The sequence below is a fragment of the Rathayibacter rubneri genome, from assembly GCF_023743255.1.
In the GTDB taxonomy this organism is placed as follows: Bacteria; Actinomycetota; Actinomycetes; order Actinomycetales; family Microbacteriaceae; genus Rathayibacter; species Rathayibacter rubneri.
The window spans coordinates 17,058-41,893 of the sequence record NZ_JAMRYM010000010.1 but is presented as its reverse complement, the minus strand read 5'-3'; the positions used below and the strand labels follow the sequence as shown (position 1 = coordinate 41,893).

Below are 24,836 nucleotides of genomic sequence, written 5' to 3'. Positions count from 1 at the left end.
CTTTGCGCTCCCGAGTACCCACGCCCTCATATTGCGGTAGGCAGGTCACCGGAACCCGGCATCAGATGGTGGATGCCGATGCCACACTCTAGCCCCCACCCCGAAGACCGCGTCGAACCGGTCCCTGCGGCGTGTGGACAGGGGAGTGTCGGCCCGCCCGGCGGGAGCCCACTCCACACATCCCACAGATTGAGACCCGCGAGGGTCTACGGAGGTTCCTTCCTTGGCTGCTGCGCCCAACGCAACCACCACCTCACCCAAGAACGGACGCGGCGCCTCGCGTCTCTCGTTCGCCAAGATCAGCGACACCCTGACGGTTCCGGATCTGCTCGCACTGCAGACCGAGAGCTTCGACTGGCTCGTCGGCTCGGAGGCGTGGAAGACCCGCGTCGCCGAGGCGAAGGCCGCCGGCCGGGAGGACCTCCCCGCCAACTCCGGTCTGGACGAGATCTTCGAGGAGATCTCCCCGATCGAGGACCTCAGCGAGACGATGCAGCTGAGCTTCACGAACCCGTACCTCGAGCCCGAGAAGTACACGATCGAGGAGTGCAAGGAGCGCGGCAAGACCTACGCCGCGCCGCTGTACGTCGAGGCCGAGTTCATGAACCACCTCACGGGTGAGATCAAGACCCAGACGGTCTTCATGGGCGACTTCCCGCTCATGACCGAGAAGGGCACGTTCATCATCAACGGCACCGAGCGTGTCGTGGTGTCCCAGCTCGTCCGCTCGCCGGGCGTGTACTTCGAGCGCCAGCAGGAGAAGACGTCCGACAAGGACATCTACTCCGCCCGCGTGATCCCCAGCCGCGGTGCGTGGCTCGAGTTCGAGATCGACAAGCGCGACCAGGTCGGCGTCCGCATCGACCGCAAGCGCAAGCAGTCGGTCACCGTCTTCCTGAAGGCCCTCGGCCTCACCAGCGAGGAGATCCTCGAGCAGTTCGCCGGCTACGAGTCGATCGAGCTCACGCTCGAGAAGGACAACATCCTCACCAAGGAGGACGCTCTCCGCGACATCTACCGCAAGCTCCGCCCGGGCGAGCAGGTCGCCGCCGAGGCCGCGCGCGCGCTGCTCGACAACTTCTACTTCAACTCCAAGCGCTACGACCTCGCGAAGGTCGGCCGCTACAAGATCAACCGCAAGCTCGGCATCGACAAGGCGCTGTCCGACTCGGTCCTGACGGTCGAGGACATCATCGCGACCATCAAGTACCTGGTCGCGCTGCACGACGGCCGCACCACCCTGCCGGGTGTCCGCGAGGGCGCGCCGGTCGACCTGCGCCTGGACGTCGACGACATCGACCACTTCGGCAACCGCCGCATCCGCGCGGTCGGCGAGCTGATCCAGAACCAGGTCCGCACCGGCCTGTCCCGCATGGAGCGCGTCGTCCGCGAGCGCATGACCACGCAGGACATCGAGGCGATCACGCCGCAGACCCTGATCAACGTCCGCCCCGTGGTGGCCGCGATCAAGGAGTTCTTCGGAACGTCGCAGCTGTCGCAGTTCATGGACCAGAACAACCCGCTCGCGGGTCTGACCCACAAGCGCCGCCTGTCGGCGCTGGGCCCCGGCGGTCTCTCCCGTGAGCGCGCCGGCGTCGAGGTCCGCGACGTCCACCCGTCGCACTACGGCCGCATGTGCCCGATCGAGACCCCGGAAGGCCCGAACATCGGCCTGATCGGCTCGCTCGCGTCCTTCGCGCGCATCAACTCGTTCGGCTTCATCGAGACCCCGTACCGCAAGGTCGTCGCGGGTCGCGTCACCGAGCAGATCGACTACCTCACCGCGTCCGAGGAGGACGAGTACCTGGTCGCCCAGGCGAACGCCCCCCTCACCAAGGACTTCCACTTCGCCGAGGGCAAGGTCCTCGTCCGCCCCAAGGGCGGAGAGGTCGAGCTCGTCGACGCCGACCGCGTCGACTACATGGACGTCTCCCCGCGCCAGATGGTGTCGGTCGCGACCTCCCTCATCCCGTTCCTCGAGCACGACGACGCGAACCGCGCGCTCATGGGCGCCAACATGCAGCGTCAGGCCGTCCCGCTGCTGCGCAGCGAGTCGCCCGTGGTCGGCACCGGCATGGAGGGCTTCGCGGCCATCGACGCCGGCGACGTGATCACCGCCGACAAGCCCGGCGTGGTCCAGGAGGTCTCCGCCGACTCCGTCACCGTCCAGCTGGACGAGGGCGGCACGCAGACCTACTTCCTGCGCAAGTTCGACCGCTCCAACCAGGGCACGTCGTACAACAACCGCGTGGTCGTCTCGGCCGGCGAGCGCATCGAGGTCGGCGAGGTCGTCGCCGACGGTCCCGCCACCGAGAACGGCGAGCTCGCGCTGGGCAAGAACCTGCTCGTCGCGTTCATGCCGTGGGAGGGTCACAACTTCGAGGACGCGATCATCCTCAGCCAGAACCTGGTGAAGGACGACGTCCTCTCCTCGATCCACATCGAGGAGTACGAGGTCGACGCCCGCGACACCAAGCTCGGCAAGGAGGAGATCACCCGCGACCTCCCCAACGTCAGCCCGGAGCTCCTGGCCGACCTGGACGAGCGCGGCATCATCCGCATCGGCGCCGAGGTCCGCCCCGGCGACATCCTCGTGGGCAAGGTGACGCCGAAGGGCGAGACCGAGCTCTCGGCCGAGGAGCGCCTGCTCCGCGCGATCTTCAACGAGAAGAGCCGCGAGGTCCGCGACACCTCGCTGAAGGTGCCCCACGGCGAGCAGGGCACGATCATCGGCGTCAAGGTGTTCGACGCGCAGGACGGCGACGACGAGCTCGGCTCGGGCGTCAACCAGCGCGTGGTCGTCTACATCGCCCAGAAGCGCAAGATCACCGAGGGCGACAAGCTCGCCGGCCGCCACGGCAACAAGGGCGTCATCTCGAAGATCCTGCCGGTCGAGGACATGCCGTTCCTCGCCGACGGCACCCCGGTCGACATCGTCCTCAACCCGCTCGGCGTCCCCGGCCGCATGAACTTCGGCCAGGTCCTCGAGATCCACCTCGGGTGGATCGCGAAGCAGGGCTGGAAGGTCGACGGCGAGCCGGAGTGGGCCGCGCGCCTGCCCGAGCACGCCCGCGAGGCGGCGCCCGGCACCAAGGTCGCGACCCCCGTGTTCGACGGCGCGGCGGAGGAGGAGCTCGCAGGGCTCCTCGACTCCACCACCCCGACGCGCGACGGCGAGCGCCTGATCGGCTCGTCCGGCAAGACGCAGCTGTTCGACGGCCGCTCCGGGGAGCCCTTCCCGGACCCGGTCTCGGTCGGGTACATGTACATCCTGAAGCTGCACCACCTCGTCGACGACAAGATCCACGCGCGCTCGACGGGCCCGTACTCGATGATCACCCAGCAGCCGCTCGGTGGTAAGGCGCAGTTCGGTGGACAGCGCTTCGGCGAGATGGAGGTGTGGGCCCTCGAGGCCTACGGCGCCGCCTACGCGCTCCAGGAGCTCCTCACCATCAAGTCGGACGACATCCTCGGCCGCGTGAAGGTGTACGAGGCGATCGTCAAGGGCGAGAACATCCAGGAGCCGGGCATCCCCGAGTCCTTCAAGGTCCTCATCAAGGAGATGCAGTCCCTGTGCCTGAACGTCGAGGTCCTCTCGGCCGACGGCACCGCGGTCAGCCTGCGCGACACCGATGACGAGGTCTACCGCGCTGCGGAAGAGCTCGGCATCAACATCTCCTCCCGGTTCGAGTCGTCCTCCGTCGACGACATCTGATCCGGCGACCCGCTCCGACCTCCCGTCTCTGACGAGACACCCTGTTTTCCGACAAGGAGAAAACATTGCTCGACGTAACAACTTTTGACGAGCTGCGCATCGGCCTCGCGACGGCCGATGACATCCGTCGCTGGTCGCACGGTGAAGTGAAGAAACCCGAGACCATCAACTACCGCACCCTCAAGCCCGAGAAGGACGGCCTGTTCGGAGAGCAGATCTTCGGACCGTCCCGCGACTGGGAGTGCTCCTGCGGCAAGTACAAGCGGGTCCGCTTCAAGGGCATCGTCTGCGAGCGCTGCGGCGTCGAGGTCACCAAGTCCTCGGTCCGCCGCGAGCGGATGGGCCACATCGAGCTCGCCGCCCCCGTCACCCACATCTGGTACTTCAAGGGCGTCCCCTCGCGCCTCGGATACCTGCTGGACATGGCGCCGAAGGACCTCGAGAAGGTCATCTACTTCGCGGCGTACATGATCATCGACGTGGACGACGACGGCCGTCACGCCGATATGCCCGGCCTCGAGAACGAGCTCCGGCTCGAGATCAAGACCCTCTCCGACCAGCGCGACTCCCGCATCGCTGACCGCCTGGCCCGTCTCGAGACCGACCTCGCCGCCCTCGAGGCGGAAGGCGCGAAGAGCGACCAGAAGCGCCGCACCAAGGACGGCGCCGAGAAGGAGATGTCGCAGATCCGCAAGTCCTTCGACGAGGACATCGCGCGGCTCGAGAGCGTGTGGGAGCAGTTCCGCACCCTGAAGGTCGGCGACCTCAAGCCCGAGGACGCGGTCTTCAACGAGCTCGTCGACCGCTACGGCGTCTACTTCGAGGCCTACATGGGCGCCGAGGCGATCAAGAAGCGCCTCGAGCAGTTCGACCTCCAGGCCGAGGCCGAGACGCTGCACCTGCAGATCGCCGAGGGCAAGGGTCAGAAGAAGATCCGCGCCATCAAGCGCCTGCGCGTCGTCAACTCGTTCCTCGCCACCGGCAACTCGCCGGCCGCGATGGTCCTCGACGTCGTCCCGGTCATCCCGCCGGAGCTGCGCCCGATGGTGCAGCTCGACGGTGGCCGCTTCGCGACGAGCGACCTGAACGACCTGTACCGCCGCGTGATCAACCGCAACAACCGACTCCGCCGCCTGCTCGACCTCGGTGCCCCCGAGATCATCGTGAACAACGAGAAGCGCATGCTGCAGGAGGCCGTCGACGCCCTGTTCGACAACGGCCGCCGCGGTCGCCCCGTCACCGGCACCGGCAACCGCGCCCTGAAGTCCCTGAGCGACATGCTCAAGGGAAAGCAGGGTCGCTTCCGCCAGAACCTGCTCGGCAAGCGCGTCGACTACTCGGGCCGCTCGGTGATCATCGTCGGACCGCAGCTCAAGCTGCACCAGTGCGGTCTGCCCAAGCAGATGGCGCTGGAGCTCTTCAAGCCGTTCGTCATCAAGCGCCTGATCGACCTGTCGCACGCGCAGAACATCAAGGCCGCCAAGCGCATGGTGGAGCGCTCGCGCCCCCAGGTGTGGGACGTGCTCGAGGAGATCATCCGCGAGCGCCCCGTCCTGCTCAACCGCGCGCCCACGCTGCACCGACTCGGCATCCAGGCCTTCGAGCCCCAGCTGGTCGAGGGCAAGGCGATCCAGCTGCACCCGCTCGTCTGCGCCGCGTTCAACGCGGACTTCGACGGCGACCAGATGGCCGTCCACCTGCCGCTGTCCGTCGAGGCCCAGGCCGAGGCGCGCATCCTGATGCTCGCGTCGAACAACATCCTCAAGCCCTCGGACGGCCGTCCGGTCACCCTGCCCACGCAGGACATGATCATCGGCCTCCACCACCTGACGACCATCCGCGAGGGTGCCGCCGGTGAGGGACGTGCGTTCTCCTCGGTCTCCGAGGCGATCCTCGCCAAGGACCAGGGCTCGCTGCACCTGAACTCGAAGGTCCGCATCCGCATGTCGGACGTCTACTTCGCGCAGGGCACCGCACCCGAGGGCGTCGAGCTCGACGAGACCGGCAAGGTCACCGCGCCGGTCCTGCTCGACACGACGCTCGGCCGCGCGCTCTTCAACGAGGCGCTGCCGGTCGACTACCCCTACTTCGAGCAGGTCGCCGACAAGACGACGATCTCCGGGATCGTCAACGACCTCGCGGAGCGCTACCCGAAGGTGGAGGTCGCCGCCTCGCTCGACCGCATCAAGGACGCCGGCTTCTACTGGGCCACCCGGTCCGGTGTGACCGTCGCCCTGTCGGACATCCTCACGCCCCCCTCCAAGCCCGAGATCATCGCGGGCTACGAGAAGAAGGCCGCGAAGGTCGAGACCGAGTACGACAAGGGTCTGACCACCCAGGCGGAGCGTCGCCAGGAGCTCGTGAAGATCTGGACCGAGGCGACCGACGAGGTCGCCAAGGCCATGCGCGCGAACTTCCCGACCGACAACACCATCAACCGGATGGTCACCTCCGGTGCGCGTGGAAACTGGCTGCAGGTCCGCAACATCGCGGGCATGCGCGGCCTGGTGAACAACCCGAAGGGCGAGATCATCGCCCGACCGATCATCTCCTCGTACCGCGAGGGCCTGTCGGTCGCCGAGTACTTCATCGCCACGCACGGTGCCCGCAAGGGTCTGGCCGACACCGCGCTCCGCACCGCGGACTCCGGATACCTGACGCGTCGACTCGTCGACGTCTCGCAGGACGTCATCATCCGCGAGGACGACTGCGGCACGACCAAGGGCCTCGAGCTGCCGATCATGCTCCAGGACGCCACCGGCGCCTGGATCCAGGACTCCAACGTCGAGAACTCCGTCTACGCCCGCTCGCTCGCCACCCCGGCGACGAACGAGGCCGGCGAGGTCATCGCGGAGGCCGGGGAGGACGTCGGAGACGTCCTCATCGAGAAGCTCGTCGGTGCCGAGGTGCGTCACATCAAGGTCCGCTCGGTCCTGACCTGCGAGTCGGCCGTCGGCGTCTGCGCGGCCTGCTACGGCCGCTCGCTCGCCACCGGCAAGCTCGTCGACATCGGAGAGGCCGTCGGCATCATCGCGGCCCAGTCGATCGGCGAGCCCGGCACGCAGCTCACCATGCGCACCTTCCACACCGGTGGATCGGCCTCGGCCGATGACATCACGCAGGGTCTTCCCCGCGTGCAGGAGCTCTTCGAGGCCCGCACCCCCAAGGGCGCGTCGCCGATCGCGGAGGCCGCCGGCCGCATCACGATCGAGGACACCGACCGGGCCCGACGACTCATCCTCCAGCCGGACAACGGCGACGAGGCGGTCATCTACCCGGTGCTCAAGCGCTCGCAGCTCCTCGTCGAGGACGGCCAGTCGGTCGTGCTCGGTCAGCAGCTGCACGTGGGAACGGTCGACCCCAAGGAGGTCCTGCGCGTGCTGGGCGTCCGCGAGGTGCAGAAGCACCTCGTCGGGGGCGTCCAGGGCGTCTACCGCTCGCAGGGCGTGCCGATCCACGACAAGCACATCGAGGTCATCGTCCGACAGATGCTCCGCAAGGTCACCGTGGTCGACCACGGCGACACGGATCTGCTGCCGGGCGAGCTCGTCGACCGCTCGCGCTACAGCGAGGTCAACCGTGCGGCTCTGACCGAGGGCAAGCGGACCGCGTCCGCCCGCCAGGAGGTCATGGGAATCACCAAGGCCTCGCTCGCGACCGAGTCGTGGCTGTCGGCCGCGTCCTTCCAGGAGACCACCCGCGTCCTGACGCAGGCGGCCATGGAGGGCAAGCGCGACCCGCTGCTGGGCCTGAAGGAGAACGTGATCATCGGAAAGCTGATCCCGGCCGGTACCGGTCTCCCGAAGTACCGCAACGTGTCCGTCGAGGCGACCGAGGAGGCGAAGGCCGAGCGGTACCCCAACCGCATCTTCGCCGACGACGCCGCGTTCAGCGACGCCGACCTCTCGTTCGTCGACTTCGACTCGTTCTCGAGCGACGGCTACGAGCCCGGCAACTACAGCTGAGCACGGAGTGAGTGAGCGAAGGCCCCGCCGGGACACCGGCGGGGCCTTCGTCGTTCCACGGTCACCCGCACGGGGGGTCGACCGATCCGGGCAAGTCCCTCCGCTCCCCGCGCACGGATGGTTGACTCGACACACGTTCGAGGGGTGCCCGCCCCGTGCCCGTCCAGTCGGGATCGCAGCGGTGAGGAAACGCGCGGATGAGACTCGTGGTCGTCGTGCTGGCCGCCCTTCTCGCGGTGGCCGGTGCTGTCGTGCTGCCCGCGGACCGGGCCGCTGCGGCCGAGGCGGCTCCGTCCTCCTGCGGGGCGGCCCAGCTCGCGCCCGTCCTCCCCGAGGACGAGGTGCGCGCGGCCGACGCCCCCGTGCGCGTGCCGATCGTCGTCCTGCACGGCTGGCTCGGCACCGCGACGCACGACGAGACGCGCACCGGCGCCTTCTCGCACCTGGTGGACCTCGTGGCCGTGAACGGCGTCGACGAGCCCGAGACGGTCTCGGAGCGCTCCGTCATCGGGCGGCTGCAGAACATCGAGGGATCCGCGGTCTACACCTTCGACTACCGGGACCTGTCCGCCCGCTGGGTGACCGATCCCGGCATCAGCGATGCGCTCGCCTCCTCCCTCTCGTGCCTGGTGCAGGCGACGGGGAACCGCGCGATCGTGGTGGCGCACTCGATGGGCGGGCTTGCCGCGCGGCAGGCGCTGAGCCAGGAGGTGGACGGCGTCCCGGTCGAGTCGCTGGTCTCGGACGTGATCACCTTCGGCACTCCGAACACCGGCTCGGACGTCGCCAAGCGGCTGGGCGAGATCATCGACTCGACAGGAGGGGTGAGCCCCGCGATGGTGGCCGGCCTCGAGCCGCAGAGCCGCCTGGGCATCGCGGCGCTGATGGCCTCCTGCGGCGAGGCGGCCTCGGAGGACGCGACGAACGCGGGCGAGTGCACGGGCATGCCGATGATCGACGCGCTCTCGAGCCGGGCGGGGATCGCCATGCGGACGGGGTCGTCCGAGCTGGGGGAGCTCCCGCCCTGGCCGCCGAGCGTGCACGTGGTCGCGCTCGCGGGCGACATCCGGGTGACGGTCGCTTCGTTGCTGGGCACCGGTGTCGGCGACGTCGACCTGGGCGACATCATGGTCGGGGCGAGCTCCGCCGAGGCGGGCGTCGACGAGTACGCCGTGTCGACCTGCCGCTACACCCTGATGACGCTCCCCGACGTGCCGTCGGTCGTCGCCGAGCTCAACCCGCTGGCCCGGCTGGGCGACGCCGTGCGCCTGGCGGCGCTGGTCGTGCGGGTCGACGCGAGTCCGTGCCATCACGCGAAGCTGATGCGCAACGCGGCGCTGGCGGAGCGGGCGGGCGAGGAGGCGGCCGAGGCCGTCGCGGGCGTCCTCGCCGAGCCGCGCAGCGGCGAGGACCGCTCGCCGGCGGTGCTGCGCGAGCTCCCGCCCTCGGAGGAGCTGCGCCGCCGCCCTGTGCGCTGAGGGCACGGTCGGCTCGCCGACCACGGGATTCCACTCACCGCTTCGCGACACGATGTCCCACTCTTTTGACGACCCCGGAGGGCTGCGCCTACCGTGAAGGAGGCCGAAGGGGCGGCCACCTGGGGGACAGGCAGCGCGGTCCGCCCGGCTTCCGAGCAGGAGGCGGGCCGCGCCCGTCTCCGACGAGCGCCGGCCACGCGCTACGCTCCCTGCATCGGGGGACGACGAGGGAGCCTCCGCATCCCGCCGGAGTGCGCATGACCCAGAATCCCGACCCGTCGGAGTCCCCGCGGGCTCCGCGCCTCAGCCGGGAGCAGGTGCGGACCAGGCTCCTCGACGCCGGTCTCGAGGCCGTCCGCACCGGCGGCCTCCGGGTCGGCGTGTCCCATCTCCCGCTCGAGGACCTCATCCGGTCGGCCGGCGTCCCGCGGAGCACGGCGTACCGCATCTGGCCGAGCAGGCAGGACTACTTCGACGAGCTCCTGACCCGGATCCCCGACCGCCTGCTCTCGAACCGGCTCGACGAACCGGCGCTGCAGGTCGGCGCCTCCTTCCTGCACCAGAACACCGACGAGCAGGCGGGGCCCGAGCAGCGGAGAGCGACCCTCGTCGCCTCGGTCGCCGTCGCGATCGAGGCCAACTACGAGAACACCTTCGCCTCACGGCACTGGCGGAACTTCATCGCTCTCGCCGGCACGGTGGAGTCGCACGAGGACCCCGCGCGCACCGTCCTCCACGACGCGCTGCGCAAGCGGCAGCAGCACTTCGTCGAGAACATGGCCAAGTACTACCGGCACACGCTCACGCAGGCGGGGCTGAGGGTCCGGCCTGCCTACGGCGACGCCTACACGGCGCTCGCCTCGGCGATCTCCGCGTACATCGAGGGGCTCTGCGTCGCGAGGATCGCCGACCCGGCGCTGGTGACCGGGCCCCTCGACCCCGCCCGCCCGCAGACTCCCAGCCTGGTGGTGGCCGGCGTGATGATGCTCATCGACGGCTTCTGCGAGCCGGTCCCGGCGGACTAGACGAGCGGGGCACGCGAGATCGCGTTCGGCGCGGCCTCGTCGTCGGCCGGGGGCTCGAGCATCCCCTCGACGATGGAGCGGATGGTCCACGAGGCCAGGTGCCACTCGACCGGTTCGCCGGTGAGCCCGGGCGCCGTGATCACCTCGTCCAGGTCCCCGTCGATCAGACGGCTGCGGTGGGCGAGGCCGTCGATGACGATCGCGGTGAGGTGAGCGAGCTGCAGGGTCGTGAATCCGGGACGCAGGCTCCCCTGGAAGACGTCGAGCATCTCCTGGTAGAAGACCTGCATGCGGTGCGTGAGCATCGTCTCGATCCGCTTCGCGGTGGCGCGCACGGCCTCGCGGGCCGGTCCCTCCTCCATCGAGAACGTGCAGGCGAGCAGCGCGTTGTACGAGGACCAGTCCACCGAGCGGCGCAGGTTCGCCAGGTTGGCGTTCGCGCCGATCCGGATCATCTCCCAGGCCACCGCCCGCCGGCCGGTCGCGGTGCCCAGCCGGTCGGAGTGGCGGTCGTAGACCTCCCGCATGAGCTCCTGCGCCTCGGGATCGTCCCCGCCGGCGTAGCGGTCGTGCACGAACACCTCGCCGATCAGATCCGCGACGAACTCCTCGCGAGTGCTCCAGAGGCGGTAGACGGAGCTGCGGGGCACGTCGGCGAGCCGGATGTACTCCTCCATCGGCAGGTGCGCGAAGCCGACGGTGAGCCCGTTCTGCGAGATCACGCCGCGCGCGGCGGAGAGCATGCGCTCCCGCACCACGTCGGCGGGGAGCCGCCGGGCGCGCGCGGGGCGGGGGTCGACGTCGTCCATCGAGAGCAGAGACTAGCCCGAGAGCCGCGACGGCGCGCGGAGCCTTTCCCGACCGGCATCCCGCAACAGTTCGAGACGGCATGTCCCGATGGGTGGATCAGCGCGGCCCCTGGCGCTACGGTGCCCCCGGGGGCGGCTCCCGACCGCGCCCACGAGGAGTCCCCGTGCCCGAGACCGAGCGCCTCGCCCTGACCGTCGTCGACGGTCTCGCGATCGAGCGCGCAGCCCTGCTCGCCCTCCTGCGCGGCGCCCTGCCGCAGTTCGACGTGCAGGACGGCGCCGGCAGCACCCCCGCCGAGACCGTCGTCGTCGTCGATCTCGACAGCGTCGCCCCCGGCGAGCTCGTCCGCACTCTGGCGCTGATGGGCGGGCGCTACCGCGGTCTCGTCGCCCTGTCGACCTCGGTCGCGCTCGAGACCGTGCGCGCCGTCCTGCGCTTCGAGCGATCGGCCTTCGTCTGGAAGGGCGACGAGCCGGGCGACCTCGCGGCGGCCGTGGTGTCGGTCGCCTCGGGCCGCACCTGGATCTCGGAGGCGGCTCGCGTGCGCTTCCTCCGCACGAGCGAGGAGCGGCGGCCGGTGCTCAGTCCGCAGGAGAGCCGGGTGATGCGCTCCTACGGCGGGGGCACGGCGGTCAAGGCCGTCGCCCTCGAGATGCGGATCGCCGAGCACACCGTGCGCACCTACATCAAGCGCATCAAGATCAAGTACCTCGACGCCGGCGTCGCCCTGGAGTCACGGGTCGACTTCTACCGGCACCTCGACGGGCACGACGTCGCGCTGCGCAGCGGCGGCGACCGGATGCGGTCCCGCACGCAGCAGGGCGATCGCGACGTCGGCGGCGACGGATCCGCGTGACGCCAGCAGGATCGCGTTGCCGCCCGAGCGGTGCTCGACGAACGACGCCGCTCCGACCGCCGAGGTGACGGGCAGCAGCCGTCCCAGCTCGCCGCGCAGCCGGTCCAGGCGCCGGTGGTCGGCGTCGTCCGCGACGTTGACGGCGAGCAGCCCGTCGCCGACGCGCTCGGCGATGCCCGCCAGCACGTCGGCGCGGTAGAACGCGGCCGGGATCTCGTCGCCGTCGTAGGCGTCGAGGACGACGAGGTCGACGGACCCGGCGGGGAGCGCCGCCGACGCGTCCCCGGTGATCACGCGCAGGCGCGCCCCGGTCGGCAACGGGGCGTGGGCGAGGACGAACTCGACGAGTCCCTCCTCGAGCTCGACGACGGTCTGCTCGGACCCCGGTCGCGTCCAGGCCGTGTAGCGGGCGAGCGACAGCGCTCCGGCGCCCAGGTGCAGCACGCGCACCGGCTGCGCGGCCGGCGCGAGGGCGTCCACGACCGCCCCGAGCCGGGCGGTGTACTCCAGATCCAGCGCCCCCGGATCCGCGGGATCGATCAGCGACTGCTCCGACCCGTCGATCCTCAGCACCAGCGAGCCCGGGCGGAGGGCGTCCGGCTCGAGCGAGACGGTCCGACCGCCGGGCAGACGAGCGGAGGGAGGCATCCCGCCACGCTAGCGCGCGTCTCGCGCGCCCGGGTCGGCGCGGCTACGGTGGCAGCCATGGCCGCCCTCATCCTCCTGGACGTCGACGGCGTCCTGAATCCGTCCGTCGTCAGCGATCGAGCGGCGGGCGGGCACCGGCTCGTCCTCGACGAGGATCGCGCCGTCCTCGTCGCCCGTCTCGCCGCGATCGGCACGATCGTCTGGGCGACGACCTGGCCGCCCGAGCTCACCTCGGTCCTCGCCCGCGATCTGCGACTGCCCGAGGGCACCGAGGCGCTCGTCTTCCGCGGCGGGCTGCCGCGCGATGCGCGCTTCCCCGGGCAGACGGGCAAGCTCCAGCCCGTCGCCGCGTGGCTCGAGCAGGCCCGCGATCGGCGGGTGATCGACGCGGTCGTCTGGATCGACGACAACCTGCGGGAGGACGCCTACGCCTGGGCGAGGGAGCAGGACACCCCGTTCCACCTCGTCCGCCCCGAGGCGGCTGAGGGCCTCACCTCCGACGAGGTCGCCGGCGCCGAGGAGTTCCTCGCCGCCCTCGCGCCGTCATCCGGGGTCATCGGGGAATAGGCCGCCCCCTCCCGGTGGTTATGGTCACTCCGGGCGGCAGTGGACCCGGTCCGCGCCGTCCGCTCCGCGGAGCCCCCGCTCCGCCCGGCACCCGCGCCGAGAACCGGCGCGACGACAACGTGAAGCATCGAAGGACACCCACCGTGACGCACCTCCCCGCCCGCACCTCCCTGCGCGTCCTGCTCGGCACCGCCGCAGCCGCCACCGCCCTCGTCCTCGCCGGATGCGCTCCGGCCTCCACGGACGACGCGGTCTCCGGATCGACCGACGAGGGCACGACGGCCGCGAACTCGGGCCTGACCCTCGCCGAGGTGCAGGACGCCGGTGTGCTGACGATCGGCACCGAGGGCACCTACCAGCCCTTCTCCTTCCACGCCGACGGCGGGACCGGGGAGCTCACCGGCTACGACGTCGAGATCATCACCGCCGTCGCCGAGAAGCTGGGCGTCGAGCCCGAGTTCGAGGAGACCCAGTGGGACGCCATGTTCGCGGGTCTGGACGGCGGGCGCTTCGACGTCATCGCGAACCAGGTCTCGATCAATGACGAGCGCAGCGCCCGCTACGACTTCTCCGAGCCCTACGCCGTGAGCCCCGGAGTGGTGGTCGTCCCGACCTCCGACACCGAGATCACCTCGCTCGACTCCCTCGAGGGGAAGACCACCGCCCAGTCGCTCTCGAGCAACTGGTACGAGCTGGCCCAGGACGCGGGCGCGCAGGTCGAGGGCGTCGAGGGCTGGGCTCAGGCCGTGGCCCTCGTCGAGCAGGGCCGCGTCGACGCGACCATCAACGACCGCCTCACGTGGCTCGACTGGTCGACGAACTTCCCCGACCAGGCCGCCGGCCTCAAGGTCGCGGTGACCACGGACGACAGCTCCGAGAGCGCCTTCACCTTCCCGAAGGGCTCCGACGACCTCGTGGCCGCGGTCGACGACGCGCTGGGCGAGCTCCGCGCCGACGGCACCCTCGCCGAGATCTCCGAGCGCTACTTCGGGGCCGACGTCTCCGAGTAGCCGGAGCGGAGGGAGTCGGCGCGGCCGGCTCCCTCCTCCCGTTCCCGGGCCTCCCACGCCCGGGCCCGCCGTGGCAACCTCGCGCGCCGACGCCTCGGGCGTGACAGCATTCCGGGGGAGCGGCGCCGCGCTCCGCCACCCCGTCGAGAGGAGACGACATGGACATCGACCTGGTGCTCCGGTCGTTCTGGCCGATCCTGTCGGGCGGTCTCGTCGGCACCATCCCGCTGGCGCTCGCGAGCTTCGTGCTGGGTCTCGTCCTGGCCCTCGGCGTCGCGCTCATGCGGCTCTCCAAGGTCCGCATCCTCGCCTGGATCGCCCGCGTCTACATCTCCGTCATCCGGGGCACGCCGCTCCTGGTCCAGCTCTTCGTGATCTTCTACGGGCTGCCGAGCCTGGGGATCAGGATCGATCCGTGGCCCAGCGCCATCATCGCCTTCGCCCTCAACGTCGGCGGCTACGCGGCCGAGGTCATCCGCGCCGCGATCCTGAGTGTGCCGAAGGGGCAGTGGGAGGCGGCGCACACGATCGGGATGGGTCGCGGGCTCGCTCTGCGGCGCATCATCCTGCCGCAGGCCGCCCGGGTCTCCGTCCCGCCGCTGTCGAACACCTTCATCTCGCTGGTGAAGGACACGTCGCTCGCGTCGCTGATCCTCGTCACCGAGCTCTTCCGCCAGGCGCAGAAGATCGCCACCGCCTCGAGCGAGTTCATGCTCCTCTACCTCGAGGCCGCGCTGATCTACTGGCTCATCTGCCTCGTCCTGTCGAGCGGGCAGAGCCTCCTCGAGAAGCGATTGGACCGCTATGTCGCCCGCTGACGCCGCCCAGGACGCCCGGACCGTGCTCTCCGTCCGGGGCCTGCGCAAGTCGTTCGGGTCCGTCGAGGTGCTCCGCGGGATCGATCTCGAGATCCGCCGGGGCGAGGTGATCGCGCTGATCGGCCCCTCCGGCTCCGGCAAGACCACCGTGCTGCGCTCGCTCAACAGCCTCGAGGTCCCGGGTGCGGGGGTCGTCGTCCTCTCCGACGGCACCTCGCTCGATTTCGCCGCGGGCGTGGGCAAGCGCCCGCTGACGGCGCTGCGCGACCGCTCCGCGATGGTGTTCCAGCACTTCAACCTCTTCCCCCACCTGACGGTGCTCGAGAACGTGACGGAGGGGCCGCTGCGCGTGCAGCGCCGCCCCGCGTCCGAGGTGGTGCCGGAGGCGGAGGCGCTGCTCGAGCGCGTCGGCCTGGGCGGCCGGGGCGGCGCCTATCCCTTCGAGCTCTCCGGCGGCCAGCAGCAGCGGGTGGGCATCGTGCGCGCGCTCGCGCTGCGCCCCGAGCTGCTGCTGTTCGACGAGCCGACCTCCGCGCTGGATCCGGAGCTGGTGGGCGACGTGCTCTCGCTGATGCGCGAGCTGGCGGCCGAGGGCTGGACCATGCTGGTCGTGACCCACGAGCTCGAGTTCGCCCGCCGCGTCGCGTCCGAGGTCGTCTTCATGGCCGACGGCGTCGTCGTCGAGCGGGGCGTGCCGGCCGAGCTGCTGCGCGATCCGCGCGAGCCGCGCACGCGGCAGTTCCTGCACCGCCTCCTGAACCCGCTGGAGTGACGCGACCGTGGTCGTGCACCGCGGGAGACCACTCCGAGTGACACCCTTCTGCGGGTGACCGCGCGCCTGCCCGACGGCGGAGTCGTCCGTGCCTATCCTGACCGGGTGACTGGGAGAAGCGACGCCGAGACCGAGCGGATGCCGTCCGCGACCGAGGGGTCCGGCGCTGCGACCGGCCCCCAGCCGACGCGCGAGTACGTGTGGCCCGAGCCGCCGACGGGAGCGAGCGCCGCTGTCCCCGCCGCGGCCGCGGAGCCGTCGCCGCTGGGCTCGGTCGAGCCCGACCCCGCGCCGGCCGTCCGCAAGGGGAACCGCCTCGCCGGGCTCGCGATCGCGCTGCTGACGACGGCCGTCTACGCCGCCCTGCTGCTCGCGGCGACGACAGCGATCCGGATCGTCGTCGACTCCGTGCCCGGTGATCCGCTCGCCGTCGCGCTCGCGCAGGGGCCCACCCCGGCCTTCCTCGCCCCCGTCGCGGTCTTCTTCGCGGGCCTCGCCCTGATCGTCCTCGCTGTGAACCGCGCGGGGTGGTGGGCGTACGTCCTCGGCGGCTTCTTCGTCGCCGTCCTCGCCGGAGCGGCCGCCCTCGCCGGCGCCTGGTACAGCGTGGGGGGCGCGGCCCTCCCCTCCGACCGCGTCGTGCTCGTCGAGTTCCTCCGCGATCCGGTGGTCCTCGCGGGCGTCCTGGCCGCCGCGGTGCTCGCCCGCGAGGTGAGCGTCTGGGGCGGTGCGCTGATCGCCGGGCGCGCCCGAGGAGTGAAGCGCCGCAACGCGGAGCGGGAAGCCGCCGCGCGCCCGTGAGCGCGCCGGGGGAGGAGGGCCGGGGAGCGGGCCCGGGCTACGGGATCGCACTCGCCGCGTTCGCCGCCTTCCTCTACCTCGCCCTCGTGGTCTGCGCGTTCGGCGTGCTGAGCCTCCTGCTCGATCAGGACGTCGTGCCCGAGCGCGACGCCGGACCGCTGCTCGGACCGGTGTCGGTGGCCGCCTGCGTGCTGGCGGTCCTGCTCTCGATGATCACCCTGGCGGCGCGCCCGTCCGTCACCCGGATCGTCGGGCCGTCGCTGCTCGCCGGGGTCGTCGCGTACCTCCTCTTCCTGCTCGTGGGCGGCGCTCTGTACGGTCTCGGCCGGCAGGAGCCGGGGGAGATCCTCGGCTACGCCCTCGAGCACGCGGGCACCGCGTTCGCGATCGCGGCCGGAGCCCTCGCCGCGGCGGTGCACGTGGTGTTCCTGCTCCTGCTGCTGCGCCGCGACGCGGGAGGGCAGCGGCCGCACTGGGGCTGGGAGGGCGACGAGCGGGAGTGAGGCTCGCGCGGTCCCTCCGACCGGCTCCGCTCACCTGGTGCGCTCGCTGGGAGCGGACGCCGTCCGGTTGACCGGCCTCGTCACTCCCCGTAATATTCTTCGGGTGTGCGCTGTGGCGTGCGCTCCTGTCGTGCCTCCGGGCCCGCCGGGCGCCGCGCTTCGCTCCACCGGGTCCGCAAGGGTCCGCGGGTTCGTCCGATCGGGCGGCCCCCACGGCATACCCGTCCTCCTCCCCGCTGCCCCGCTCGCCGGTGCGCCGGGGTGCGTCGGGTCCAGATGAACTCGGCCGCGTCCGGCGACGGACAGGCCGAATGTCGACCATCGATCCGCTGTCACCGTGCAGCATTCAAGGAGCAGATCAGTGCCAACGATTCAGCAGTTGGTCCGGAAGGGACGCACGCCGAAGGTCACCAAGACCAAGGCGCCCGCCCTGAAGGCCAACCCCCAGCAGCGCGGCGTGTGCACCCGCGTGTACACGACCACGCCCAAGAAGCCGAACTCGGCCCTCCGCAAGGTGGCCCGCGTGAAGCTCTCCAACGGCACCGAGGTCACCGCCTACATCCCCGGTGAGGGCCACAACCTGCAGGAGCACTCGATGGTGCTCGTGCGCGGCGGTCGTGTGAAGGACCTCCCCGGTGTCCGCTACAAGATCGTTCGCGGCGCCCTGGACACCCAGGCCGTCAAGAACCGCAAGCAGGCTCGCAGCCGGTACGGCGCGAAGATGGAGAAGAAGTAATGCCTCGTAAGGGCCCCGCTCCCAAGCGCCCCGTCGTCGCAGACCCCGTCTACGGCGCACCGGTCGTCAGCCAGCTCGTGAACAAGATCCTCCTGGACGGCAAGAAGGGTCTCGCCGAGCGCATCGTCTACGGCGCGCTCGAGGGCGTGTCCACCAAGAACGGCCAGGACGCCGTCGTCACGCTCAAGAAGGCGCTCGACAACGTCCGACCGACCCTCGAGGTCCGCAGCCGCCGCGTCGGCGGCTCGACCTACCAGGTCCCGGTCGAGGTCAAGCCGCACCGCGCCAACACCCTCGCCCTCCGCTGGCTCACCAGCTACGCGAAGGCCCGTCGCGAGAAGACGATGACCGAGCGTCTCATGAACGAGATCCTCGACGCGTCGAACGGACTCGGCGCCGCTGTGAAGCGTCGCGAGGACACCCACAAGATGGCCGAGTCGAACAAGGCCTTCGCGCACTACCGCTGGTAGCGCGTCCCGCGGCCGCTCCCGAGCGACCGCGACCCCCGGGCCCGCAGCGTCAGTGCTGCGGGCCCGGCCCGGCGGCCGATCCCCGATCCCCGCGGTCGGGCGACAGTCCCACCAGAACCCCAGCCGATCGGCCATGAGCCCGTTGCGCTGGCTCCATCACCAATCGGAGGAACTCCGTGGCACAAGATGTGCTCACCGACCTGAACAAGGTCCGCAACATCGGCATCATGGCCCACATCGATGCCGGCAAGACCACCACGACCGAGCGCATCCTGTTCTACACGGGTATCACGCACAAGATCGGTGAGGTGCACGACGGCGCCGCCACGATGGACTGGATGGCGCAGGAGCAGGAGCGCGGCATCACGATCACGTCGGCCGCGACGACGTGCTTCTGGAACAAGAACCAGATCAACATCATCGACACCCCCGGTCACGTCGACTTCACCGTCGAGGTGGAGCGTTCGCTCCGCGTCCTCGACGGCGCCGTCGCGGTGTTCGACGGCAAGGAGGGCGTCGAGCCCCAGTCCGAGACCGTCTGGCGCCAGGCCGACAAGTACGACGTCCCGCGCATCTGCTTCGTCAACAAGATGGACAAGCTGGGCGCCGACTTCTACTACACGGTCGACACGATCATCAACCGCCTCGGCGCGAAGCCGCTGGTCATCCAGCTGCCGATCGGCGCGGAGTCCTCGTTCGAGGGCGTCATCGACCTGGTCGAGATGCGCGCGCTCACGTGGCGCGGCGACTCCAAGGGAGACGTCCAGCTCGGTGCGAAGTACGAGATCGAGGAGATCCCTGCGGACCTCGCCGACAAGGCCGCCGAGTACCGCCAGAAGCTGCTCGAGACCGTCGCCGAGACCTCGGACGAGCTGCTCGAGAAGTACTTCGGCGGCGAGGAGCTGACCGTGGCCGAGATCAAGGCCGCGATCCGCAAGCTGACCGTCAACTCCGAGATCTACCCCGTGCTCTGCGGCTCCGCGTTCAAGAACCGCGGCGTCCAGCCGATGCTCGACGCGGTCGTCGACTACCTCCCCTCCCCGCTCGACGTCCCGGCCATCGAGGCCCACGACGTCCGCGACGAGGAGAAGGTCATCATGCGCCACGCCGACTCGACCGAGCCCTTCTCGGCGCTCGCGTTCAAGGTCGCGGTGCACCCGTTCTTCGGTCGCCTGACCTACGTCCGCGTGTACTCGGGCAAGCTCGACTCCGGCGCCCAGGTCATCAACTCGACCAAGGGCAAGAAGGAGCGCATCGGCAAGATCTTCCAGATGCACTCCAACAAGGAGAACCCGGTCGACTCGGTCACCGCCGGCCACATCTACGCGGTCATCGGCCTCAAGGACACCACCACCGGTGACACCCTGAGCGACCCGCAGGCCCAGGTCGTCCTCGAGTCGATGACCTTCCCGGAGCCCGTCATCGAGGTCGCCATCGAGCCCAAGACGAAGGCCGACCAGGAGAAGCTCGGCACCGCGATCCAGAAGCTCGCGGAGGAGGACCCCACCTTCCGCACCGAGCAGAACCAGGAGACCGGTCAGACGGTCATCAAGGGAATGGGCGAGCTGCACCTCGACATCCTGGTGGACCGCATGAAGCGCGAGTTCAACGTCGAGGCCAACGTCGGCAAGCCGCAGGTGGCCTACCGCGAGACGATCCGCCGCACCGTCGAGAAGTACGACTACACCCACAAGAAGCAGACGGGTGGATCGGGTCAGTTCGCGAAGGTCCAGATCACCATCGAGCCGATGGAGGTCGAGGCCGACAAGACCTACGAGTTCGTCAACGGCGTCTCCGGTGGACGCGTCCCCCGCGAGTACATCCCCTCGGTCGACGCGGGCATCCGCGACGCCATGCAGGTCGGCGTCCTCGCCGGCTACCCGATGGTCGGCGTGAAGGCGACCCTGGTCGACGGAGCGGCGCACGACGTCGACTCCTCCGAGATGGCGTTCAAGATCGCCGGCTCGATCGCGTTCAAGGAGGCCTCGCGCAAGGCGCAGCCCGTCCTCCTCGAGCCGCTGATGGCCGTCGAGGTCCGCACTCCCGAGGAGTACATGGGCGACGTCATCGGCGACCTGAACTCCCGTCGCGGCATGATCCAGTCGATGGAGGACGCCACCGGCATCAAGGTCATCCGCGCGAACGTGCCGCTGTCCGAGATGTTCGGCTACATCGGCGACCTGCGCTCGAAGACCTCGGGCCGTGCCGTCTACTCGATGACGTTCGAGACCTACAGCGAGGTCCCCAAGGCCGTCGCCGAGGAGATCGTCCAGAAGAACAAGGGCGAGTAGCACCGCCCCGGTCCCCCGCCGCTCGACCGGACGGCGGGGGACTGGTAGTGTCGTGCGGGTTTGCTGCCGCTTACGCGCGTGGAAACCCGCACGACCTCTGCCGGTAACATAAGTACACAAAACCCCCGCAAGCCCTCATGTCCTCGTGCCGCCCCGTGCGGCGTCGGATGCGGATGCTTGCACCTAAGTCCTGAGGAGGACCCACAGTGGCTAAGGCCAAGTTCGAGCGGACCAAGCCGCACGTCAACATCGGAACCATCGGTCACGTCGACCACGGAAAGACCACGCTGACCGCGGCGATCTCCAAGGTTCTCGCTGACAAGTTCCCGTCCGCGACCAACGTTCAGCGCGACTTCGCGTCGATCGACTCCGCTCCCGAGGAGCGCCAGCGCGGCATCACGATCAACATCTCGCACGTCGAGTACGAGACGCCGAAGCGCCACTACGCGCACGTCGACGCCCCGGGTCACGCCGACTACATCAAGAACATGATCACCGGCGCGGCGCAGATGGACGGCGCGATCCTCGTGGTCGCCGCCACCGACGGCCCCATGGCTCAGACCCGCGAGCACGTCCTCCTCGCCAAGCAGGTCGGCGTCCCCTACCTCCTGGTCGCCCTGAACAAGGCCGACATGGTGGACGACGAGGAGATCCTGGAGCTCGTCGAGCTCGAGGTCCGCGAGCTGCTCTCGTCGCAGGGCTTCCCCGGCGACGACGCTCCGGTCGTCCGCGTCTCCGGTCTCAAGGCCCTCGAGGGCGACGAGGCCTGGACCCAGTCGATCATCGACCTGATGGACGCCGTCGACGAGTCCATCCCGGACCCGATCCGCGACAAGGACAAGCCGTTCCTCATGCCGATCGAGGACGTCTTCACGATCACCGGTCGTGGAACCGTCGTCACCGGCCGTGCGGAGCGTGGAACCCTCGCTCTGAACTCCGAGGTCGAGATCGTCGGCATCCGCCCGACGCAGAAGACCACGGTCACCGGAATCGAGATGTTCCACAAGCAGCTCGACGAGGCCTGGGCCGGCGAGAACTGCGGTCTGCTCCTCCGCGGCACCAAGCGCGAGGACGTCGAGCGCGGCCAGGTCGTCGTCAAGCCGGGTTCGGTCACGCCGCACACCGACTTCGAGGGCACCGCGTACATCCTGTCCAAGGATGAGGGTGGGCGTCACAACCCGTTCTACGCGAACTACCGCCCGCAGTTCTACTTCCGCACCACCGACGTCACCGGCGTCATCACGCTGCCCGAGGGCACCGAGATGGTCATGCCCGGCGACACCACCGACATGACGGTCGCGCTGATCCAGCCGATCGCCATGGAGGAGGGCCTCGGCTTCGCCATCCGCGAGGGTGGACGCACCGTGGGTGCCGGAACGGTCACCAAGATCGTCAAGTAGGTTCTTCCTGCTGATCTCTCGAGAGGGGTCGTCCGCGTCGTGCGGACGGCCCCTCTCGCGTTCCCCGCGGTCGATCCTCCGCAGCGCGGGTCGGCTCGCCCGTTAGCGTGGAGCGCATGGCCTTCGTCAAGAGCGATCCGTCCGCAGCGCCGCGGTTCTTCGAGTGGGAGGCCGCCGGACTGCGGTGGCTGAGCGAGGCGGAGGCGCGCGGCGGCGCACGATGCGTCGAGGTCCTCTCGGTGTCGTCCGGTCGGATCGAGCTCGCGACCGTCGACCCGGTGCGTCCGGACGCCGCCGCTGCCGCCGAGTTCGGCCGTGCGCTCGCAGCGACGCACGCTCTCGGAGCCGCCGCCTTCGGCGCCGCACCCGAGGGCTGGGACGGCCCCGCCTGGATCGGCCGCCGGCCGATGCCCTGCGCCTCCGAGGAGTCCTGGGGCCTCTTCTACGCGGAGCAGAGGGTCCGCCCGTTCCTCGCGACCGCGGTGGAGGCCGGGAACCTCCGCGGAGCGGACGCGGCGACGGTGGAGCGCGCACTCGAGCGCATCGCCGCGGGGGAGTTCGACGACGACGAGCCGCCGGCACGACTGCACGGCGACCTGTGGACGGGCAACGTCCTGTGGTCCGCCTCGGGGGCCGTCCTGATCGATCCCGCCGCCCACGGAGGGCACCGCGAGACCGACCTCGCCATGCTCGCGCTCTTCGGTGCGCCCCACCTCGACGCGATCCTCGCCGGCTACGACGACGCGCATCCGCTCGCCGACGGCTGGGAGGCGAGGGTCCCGCTGCACCAGCTGCACCCGCTGGCCGTGCACGCCGCGGGCCACGGACCCTCGTACGGGCGCGCGCTCGCCGACGCGGCGGCCCGGGTCCTCGCGCTGCAGCGCCCCACCGTTCGTCCAGGACGGGACGCCACACTGGGCGCGCGCGGAACACCGCGCGTCGATCAAGGAGAAGTCATGGTGGATCTCGGGAAGCTCGGACGTCAGGCAGCGGAGCTGCTGCAGAGCCAGAAGGCCCAGGAGGCGCTCCGCAGCGAGAAGGCCGAGCGCGTCTCGGACCAGGTGCTCGAGAAGACGAGCGACATCGCGAGCCGCCTCACCAAGGGCAAGTACGACGACCGCATCGAGGACCTCAAGCGCCAGGCCGACAAGCGCCTCGGCAACGAGTAGGCCGTCCCTGGCCCGCTCGGCATCCTCCCGTCAAGCGGGTGCCGAGCGAGGTGCCCCCGTCCTAGGGTCGTGCCGATGGCTGAGACGCGCGCGCAGAGACTCCGCAGGACCGACTCGAGCAGTCGCGGATACACCCGGGTCCGTGCCGGCTCCGGCTTCAGCTACCGCGACCCCAAGGGCGTCACGGTCACCGACCCCGAACTGCGGGCGCGGTTCGACGCCCTCGGCATCCCGCCGGCCTGGAAGGACGTCTGGATCGCCCCGTATCCCAACGGGCACATCCAGGCGATGGGCGTGGACGCGGCCGGACGCCGGCAGTACATCTACCACCCGACCTGGCGCGAGCAGAAGGACCGGATCAAGTTCGACCGGGCCCTCCGCCTCGCGGAGTCCCTCCCGAGTGCGCGCCGGGCCGTGACGCTGGACCTGCGCCGCGAGGGGTACAGCCGGGAGCGCGCCCTCGCGACGGCGTTCCGGATGCTCGACACCGGCTCTCTCCGCGTCGGCAGCGAGCGCTACGCGAAGGAGCACGGGAGCATCGGCCTCTCGACGCTCCTCTGCTCCCACGCCACCACGCACGGCGACCGCGTCGCTCTCGCGTTCCCGGGCAAGAGCCACCAGGCCTGGACGAGCGAGATCCTGGACAGGGACCTCTCGAGCGTCGTCCGCTCCCTCAAGCGCCGCGGTCCGAACGCCCGGCTGCTCGCCTGGAAGGACGGCCGCGAGTGGCGTCCGCTCTCGGCGCCGGAGATCAACGACTACGTGCGCGAGAAGGCGGGCGACGACTTCACGGCGAAGGACTTCCGCACTCTGCACGGGACGGTGGCGGCCGCGCTGAGCCTGGCGCGGACCGGACCGCAGCCGACGCAGCGGGCGCGCACCGCGGCGATCGCGCAGGCCATGCGCGACGCCTCCGAGGTCCTCGGCAACACCCCCACGGTGGCGCGGGCGAGCTACGTCGATCCGCGGGTGCTGGACCACTACCGCGCCGGCGAGACCATCGATCCCAGCCGTCCGAACTCGGCCGAGACGACCCTCCGAGCCCTCCTCTACGAGTGACCGGCCGCCCCGGAATCCCGGGGGAGCGGAGGGCCCCGATGCGCGACACGCCCGGGTTGCACGGGTGGCTCATCTGTGGGAGACTCTTCTAGTTCAAAATTTTCGCCGACGCAGCGTGCTGCGGCCGGTGGAACACTGCCAGGCAGTGCCGAGACGGCATCGCTGAGGCTCGACCCGAGAGGGCGGCCCAGCCGGTGCGACATCGAGGCGGCGGGTAGCAGAACGACAACAACCGACATCTCACCGGGCTCTCCGTGCGTCGTGCGTTCTGCACGCCGATCGGAGCGCCCACGAGTGCGGCGCTTTTGACAGAAGAACATCGGTGCACTCCCGGTTCGCCGGAGTTCCTTCGCGAGCGCGTCCAATGCGAGGCGAGGCCCACAGGCCCGTCGCGTACGACGCAATAACAAGAGAGTGAGAGATCACACATGGCGGGACAGAAGATCCGCATCCGACTGAAGTCGTACGACCACGAGGTCATCGACACGTCGGCGCGCAAGATCGTCGACACGGTCACCCGTGCCGGAGCCACGGTCGTCGGCCCGGTGCCGCTTCCGACCGAGAAGAACGTGGTCTGCGTGATCCGTTCTCCCCACAAGTACAAGGACAGCCGCGAGCACTTCGAGATGCGCACCCACAAGCGCCTCATCGACATCATCGACCCGACGCCCAAGGCCGTCGACTCGCTGATGCGCCTCGACCTCCCGGCCGACGTCAACATCGAGATCAAGCTCTAAGGGGAG

19 protein-coding genes and 1 pseudogene are annotated in these 24,836 nt (G+C 70.1%); 19 read left to right on the top strand and 1 reads right to left on the bottom strand.

Annotated elements, in window-relative coordinates; translation table 11 throughout:
- Nucleotides 1-223: 223 nt before the first annotated feature.
- From rpoB to NB037_RS04720, 4 genes are all read left to right on the top strand, one after another.
- The gene (gene rpoB / locus NB037_RS04735) at nt 224-3,715 is read left to right on the top strand and encodes a DNA-directed RNA polymerase subunit beta (RefSeq protein WP_251944147.1); all 3,492 of its coding nucleotides are present in this window, start codon (nt 224-226) and stop codon (nt 3,713-3,715) included.
- Between the two features lie 65 nt (nt 3,716-3,780).
- Nucleotides 3,781-7,680, top strand: coding sequence for a DNA-directed RNA polymerase subunit beta' (locus tag NB037_RS04730; RefSeq protein ID WP_251944146.1), 3,900 nt, complete (start codon nt 3,781-3,783; stop codon nt 7,678-7,680).
- A gap of 197 nt (nt 7,681-7,877) precedes the next feature.
- A complete protein-coding gene (locus NB037_RS04725) occupies nt 7,878-9,158 on the top strand; it encodes an esterase/lipase family protein (RefSeq protein ID WP_251944145.1) in 1,281 nt (426 codons plus the stop codon).
- Nucleotides 9,159-9,415: 257 nt separating this feature from the next.
- Complete coding sequence (locus tag NB037_RS04720; RefSeq protein ID WP_251944144.1) at nt 9,416-10,183, top strand: TetR/AcrR family transcriptional regulator; 768 nt, start codon at nt 9,416-9,418, stop codon at nt 10,181-10,183.
- On the opposite strand, the gene NB037_RS04715 is transcribed toward NB037_RS04720, so the two are convergent.
- Nucleotides 10,180-10,992, bottom strand: coding sequence for a hypothetical protein (locus tag NB037_RS04715; protein ID WP_251944143.1), 813 nt, complete (start codon nt 10,990-10,992; stop codon nt 10,180-10,182). The two genes, NB037_RS04720 and NB037_RS04715, sit on opposite strands and share 4 nt — an antisense overlap.
- 164 nt (nt 10,993-11,156) lie before the next feature.
- Between NB037_RS04715 and NB037_RS19800 the strand changes: the two genes are divergently transcribed.
- From NB037_RS19800 to rpsJ, 15 genes and pseudogenes are all read left to right on the top strand, one after another.
- Nucleotides 11,157-11,849 carry a LuxR C-terminal-related transcriptional regulator gene (locus tag NB037_RS19800; protein WP_251944142.1) on the top strand — a complete coding sequence of 231 codons (693 nt, stop codon included), beginning with the start codon at nt 11,157-11,159 and terminating at the stop codon, nt 11,847-11,849.
- 705 nt (nt 11,850-12,554) lie between these two features.
- Nucleotides 12,555-13,064: an HAD domain-containing protein gene (locus tag NB037_RS04705; protein ID WP_251944141.1), complete on the top strand. Its 510-nt coding sequence runs from the start codon at nt 12,555-12,557 to the stop codon at nt 13,062-13,064.
- 143 nt (nt 13,065-13,207) lie between these two features.
- On the top strand, nt 13,208-14,074 hold the full coding sequence (locus NB037_RS04700) for an amino acid ABC transporter substrate-binding protein (RefSeq protein ID WP_251944140.1): 867 nt from the start codon (nt 13,208-13,210) through the stop codon (nt 14,072-14,074).
- A gap of 158 nt (nt 14,075-14,232) precedes the next feature.
- Complete coding sequence (locus NB037_RS04695; protein WP_251944139.1) at nt 14,233-14,892, top strand: amino acid ABC transporter permease; 660 nt, start codon at nt 14,233-14,235, stop codon at nt 14,890-14,892.
- Nucleotides 14,879-15,664, top strand: a complete 786-nt coding sequence (locus tag NB037_RS04690; RefSeq protein ID WP_279308594.1) for an amino acid ABC transporter ATP-binding protein — start codon at nt 14,879-14,881, stop codon at nt 15,662-15,664. The genes NB037_RS04695 and NB037_RS04690 overlap by 14 nt, the downstream gene beginning before the upstream one ends.
- Nucleotides 15,665-15,769: 105 nt before the next feature.
- On the top strand, nt 15,770-16,465 hold the full coding sequence (locus NB037_RS04685; RefSeq protein ID WP_251944138.1) for a hypothetical protein: 696 nt from the start codon (nt 15,770-15,772) through the stop codon (nt 16,463-16,465).
- Nucleotides 16,462-16,968, top strand: a complete 507-nt coding sequence (locus NB037_RS04680) for a DUF6121 family protein (RefSeq protein WP_251944137.1) — start codon at nt 16,462-16,464, stop codon at nt 16,966-16,968. The genes NB037_RS04685 and NB037_RS04680 overlap by 4 nt, the downstream gene beginning before the upstream one ends.
- Nucleotides 16,969-17,329: 361 nt before the next feature.
- Complete coding sequence (rpsL, locus tag NB037_RS04675) at nt 17,330-17,704, top strand: 30S ribosomal protein S12 (protein ID WP_011186743.1); 375 nt, start codon at nt 17,330-17,332, stop codon at nt 17,702-17,704.
- Nucleotides 17,704-18,174 (top strand): 30S ribosomal protein S7, encoded by a 471-nt coding sequence (gene rpsG / locus NB037_RS04670; protein ID WP_056037355.1) that lies wholly within the window; start codon nt 17,704-17,706, stop codon nt 18,172-18,174. The genes rpsL and rpsG overlap by 1 nt, the downstream gene beginning before the upstream one ends.
- A 176-nt stretch (nt 18,175-18,350) precedes the next feature.
- Entirely contained in the window at nt 18,351-20,465 is a 2,115-nt protein-coding gene (fusA, locus tag NB037_RS04665; protein ID WP_308202047.1) for an elongation factor G, read from the top strand.
- 206 nt (nt 20,466-20,671) lie between these two features.
- Nucleotides 20,672-21,865, top strand: a complete 1,194-nt coding sequence (gene tuf, locus NB037_RS04660) for an elongation factor Tu (RefSeq protein ID WP_055787051.1) — start codon at nt 20,672-20,674, stop codon at nt 21,863-21,865.
- Between the two features lie 116 nt (nt 21,866-21,981).
- Nucleotides 21,982-22,743, top strand: a pseudogene (locus tag NB037_RS04655) (fructosamine kinase family protein); the annotation flags it as partial.
- A 78-nt stretch (nt 22,744-22,821) separates the two neighbouring features.
- Nucleotides 22,822-23,034 (top strand): Rv0909 family putative TA system antitoxin, encoded by a 213-nt coding sequence (locus NB037_RS20000; protein WP_372490700.1) that lies wholly within the window; start codon nt 22,822-22,824, stop codon nt 23,032-23,034.
- Nucleotides 23,035-23,109: 75 nt separating this feature from the next.
- Nucleotides 23,110-24,093, top strand: a complete 984-nt coding sequence (locus tag NB037_RS04650) for a DNA topoisomerase IB (protein ID WP_251944135.1) — start codon at nt 23,110-23,112, stop codon at nt 24,091-24,093.
- A 428-nt stretch (nt 24,094-24,521) separates the two neighbouring features.
- Nucleotides 24,522-24,830, top strand: coding sequence for a 30S ribosomal protein S10 (rpsJ, locus tag NB037_RS04645; RefSeq protein ID WP_005050520.1), 309 nt, complete (start codon nt 24,522-24,524; stop codon nt 24,828-24,830).
- Nucleotides 24,831-24,836 lie beyond the last annotated feature (6 nt).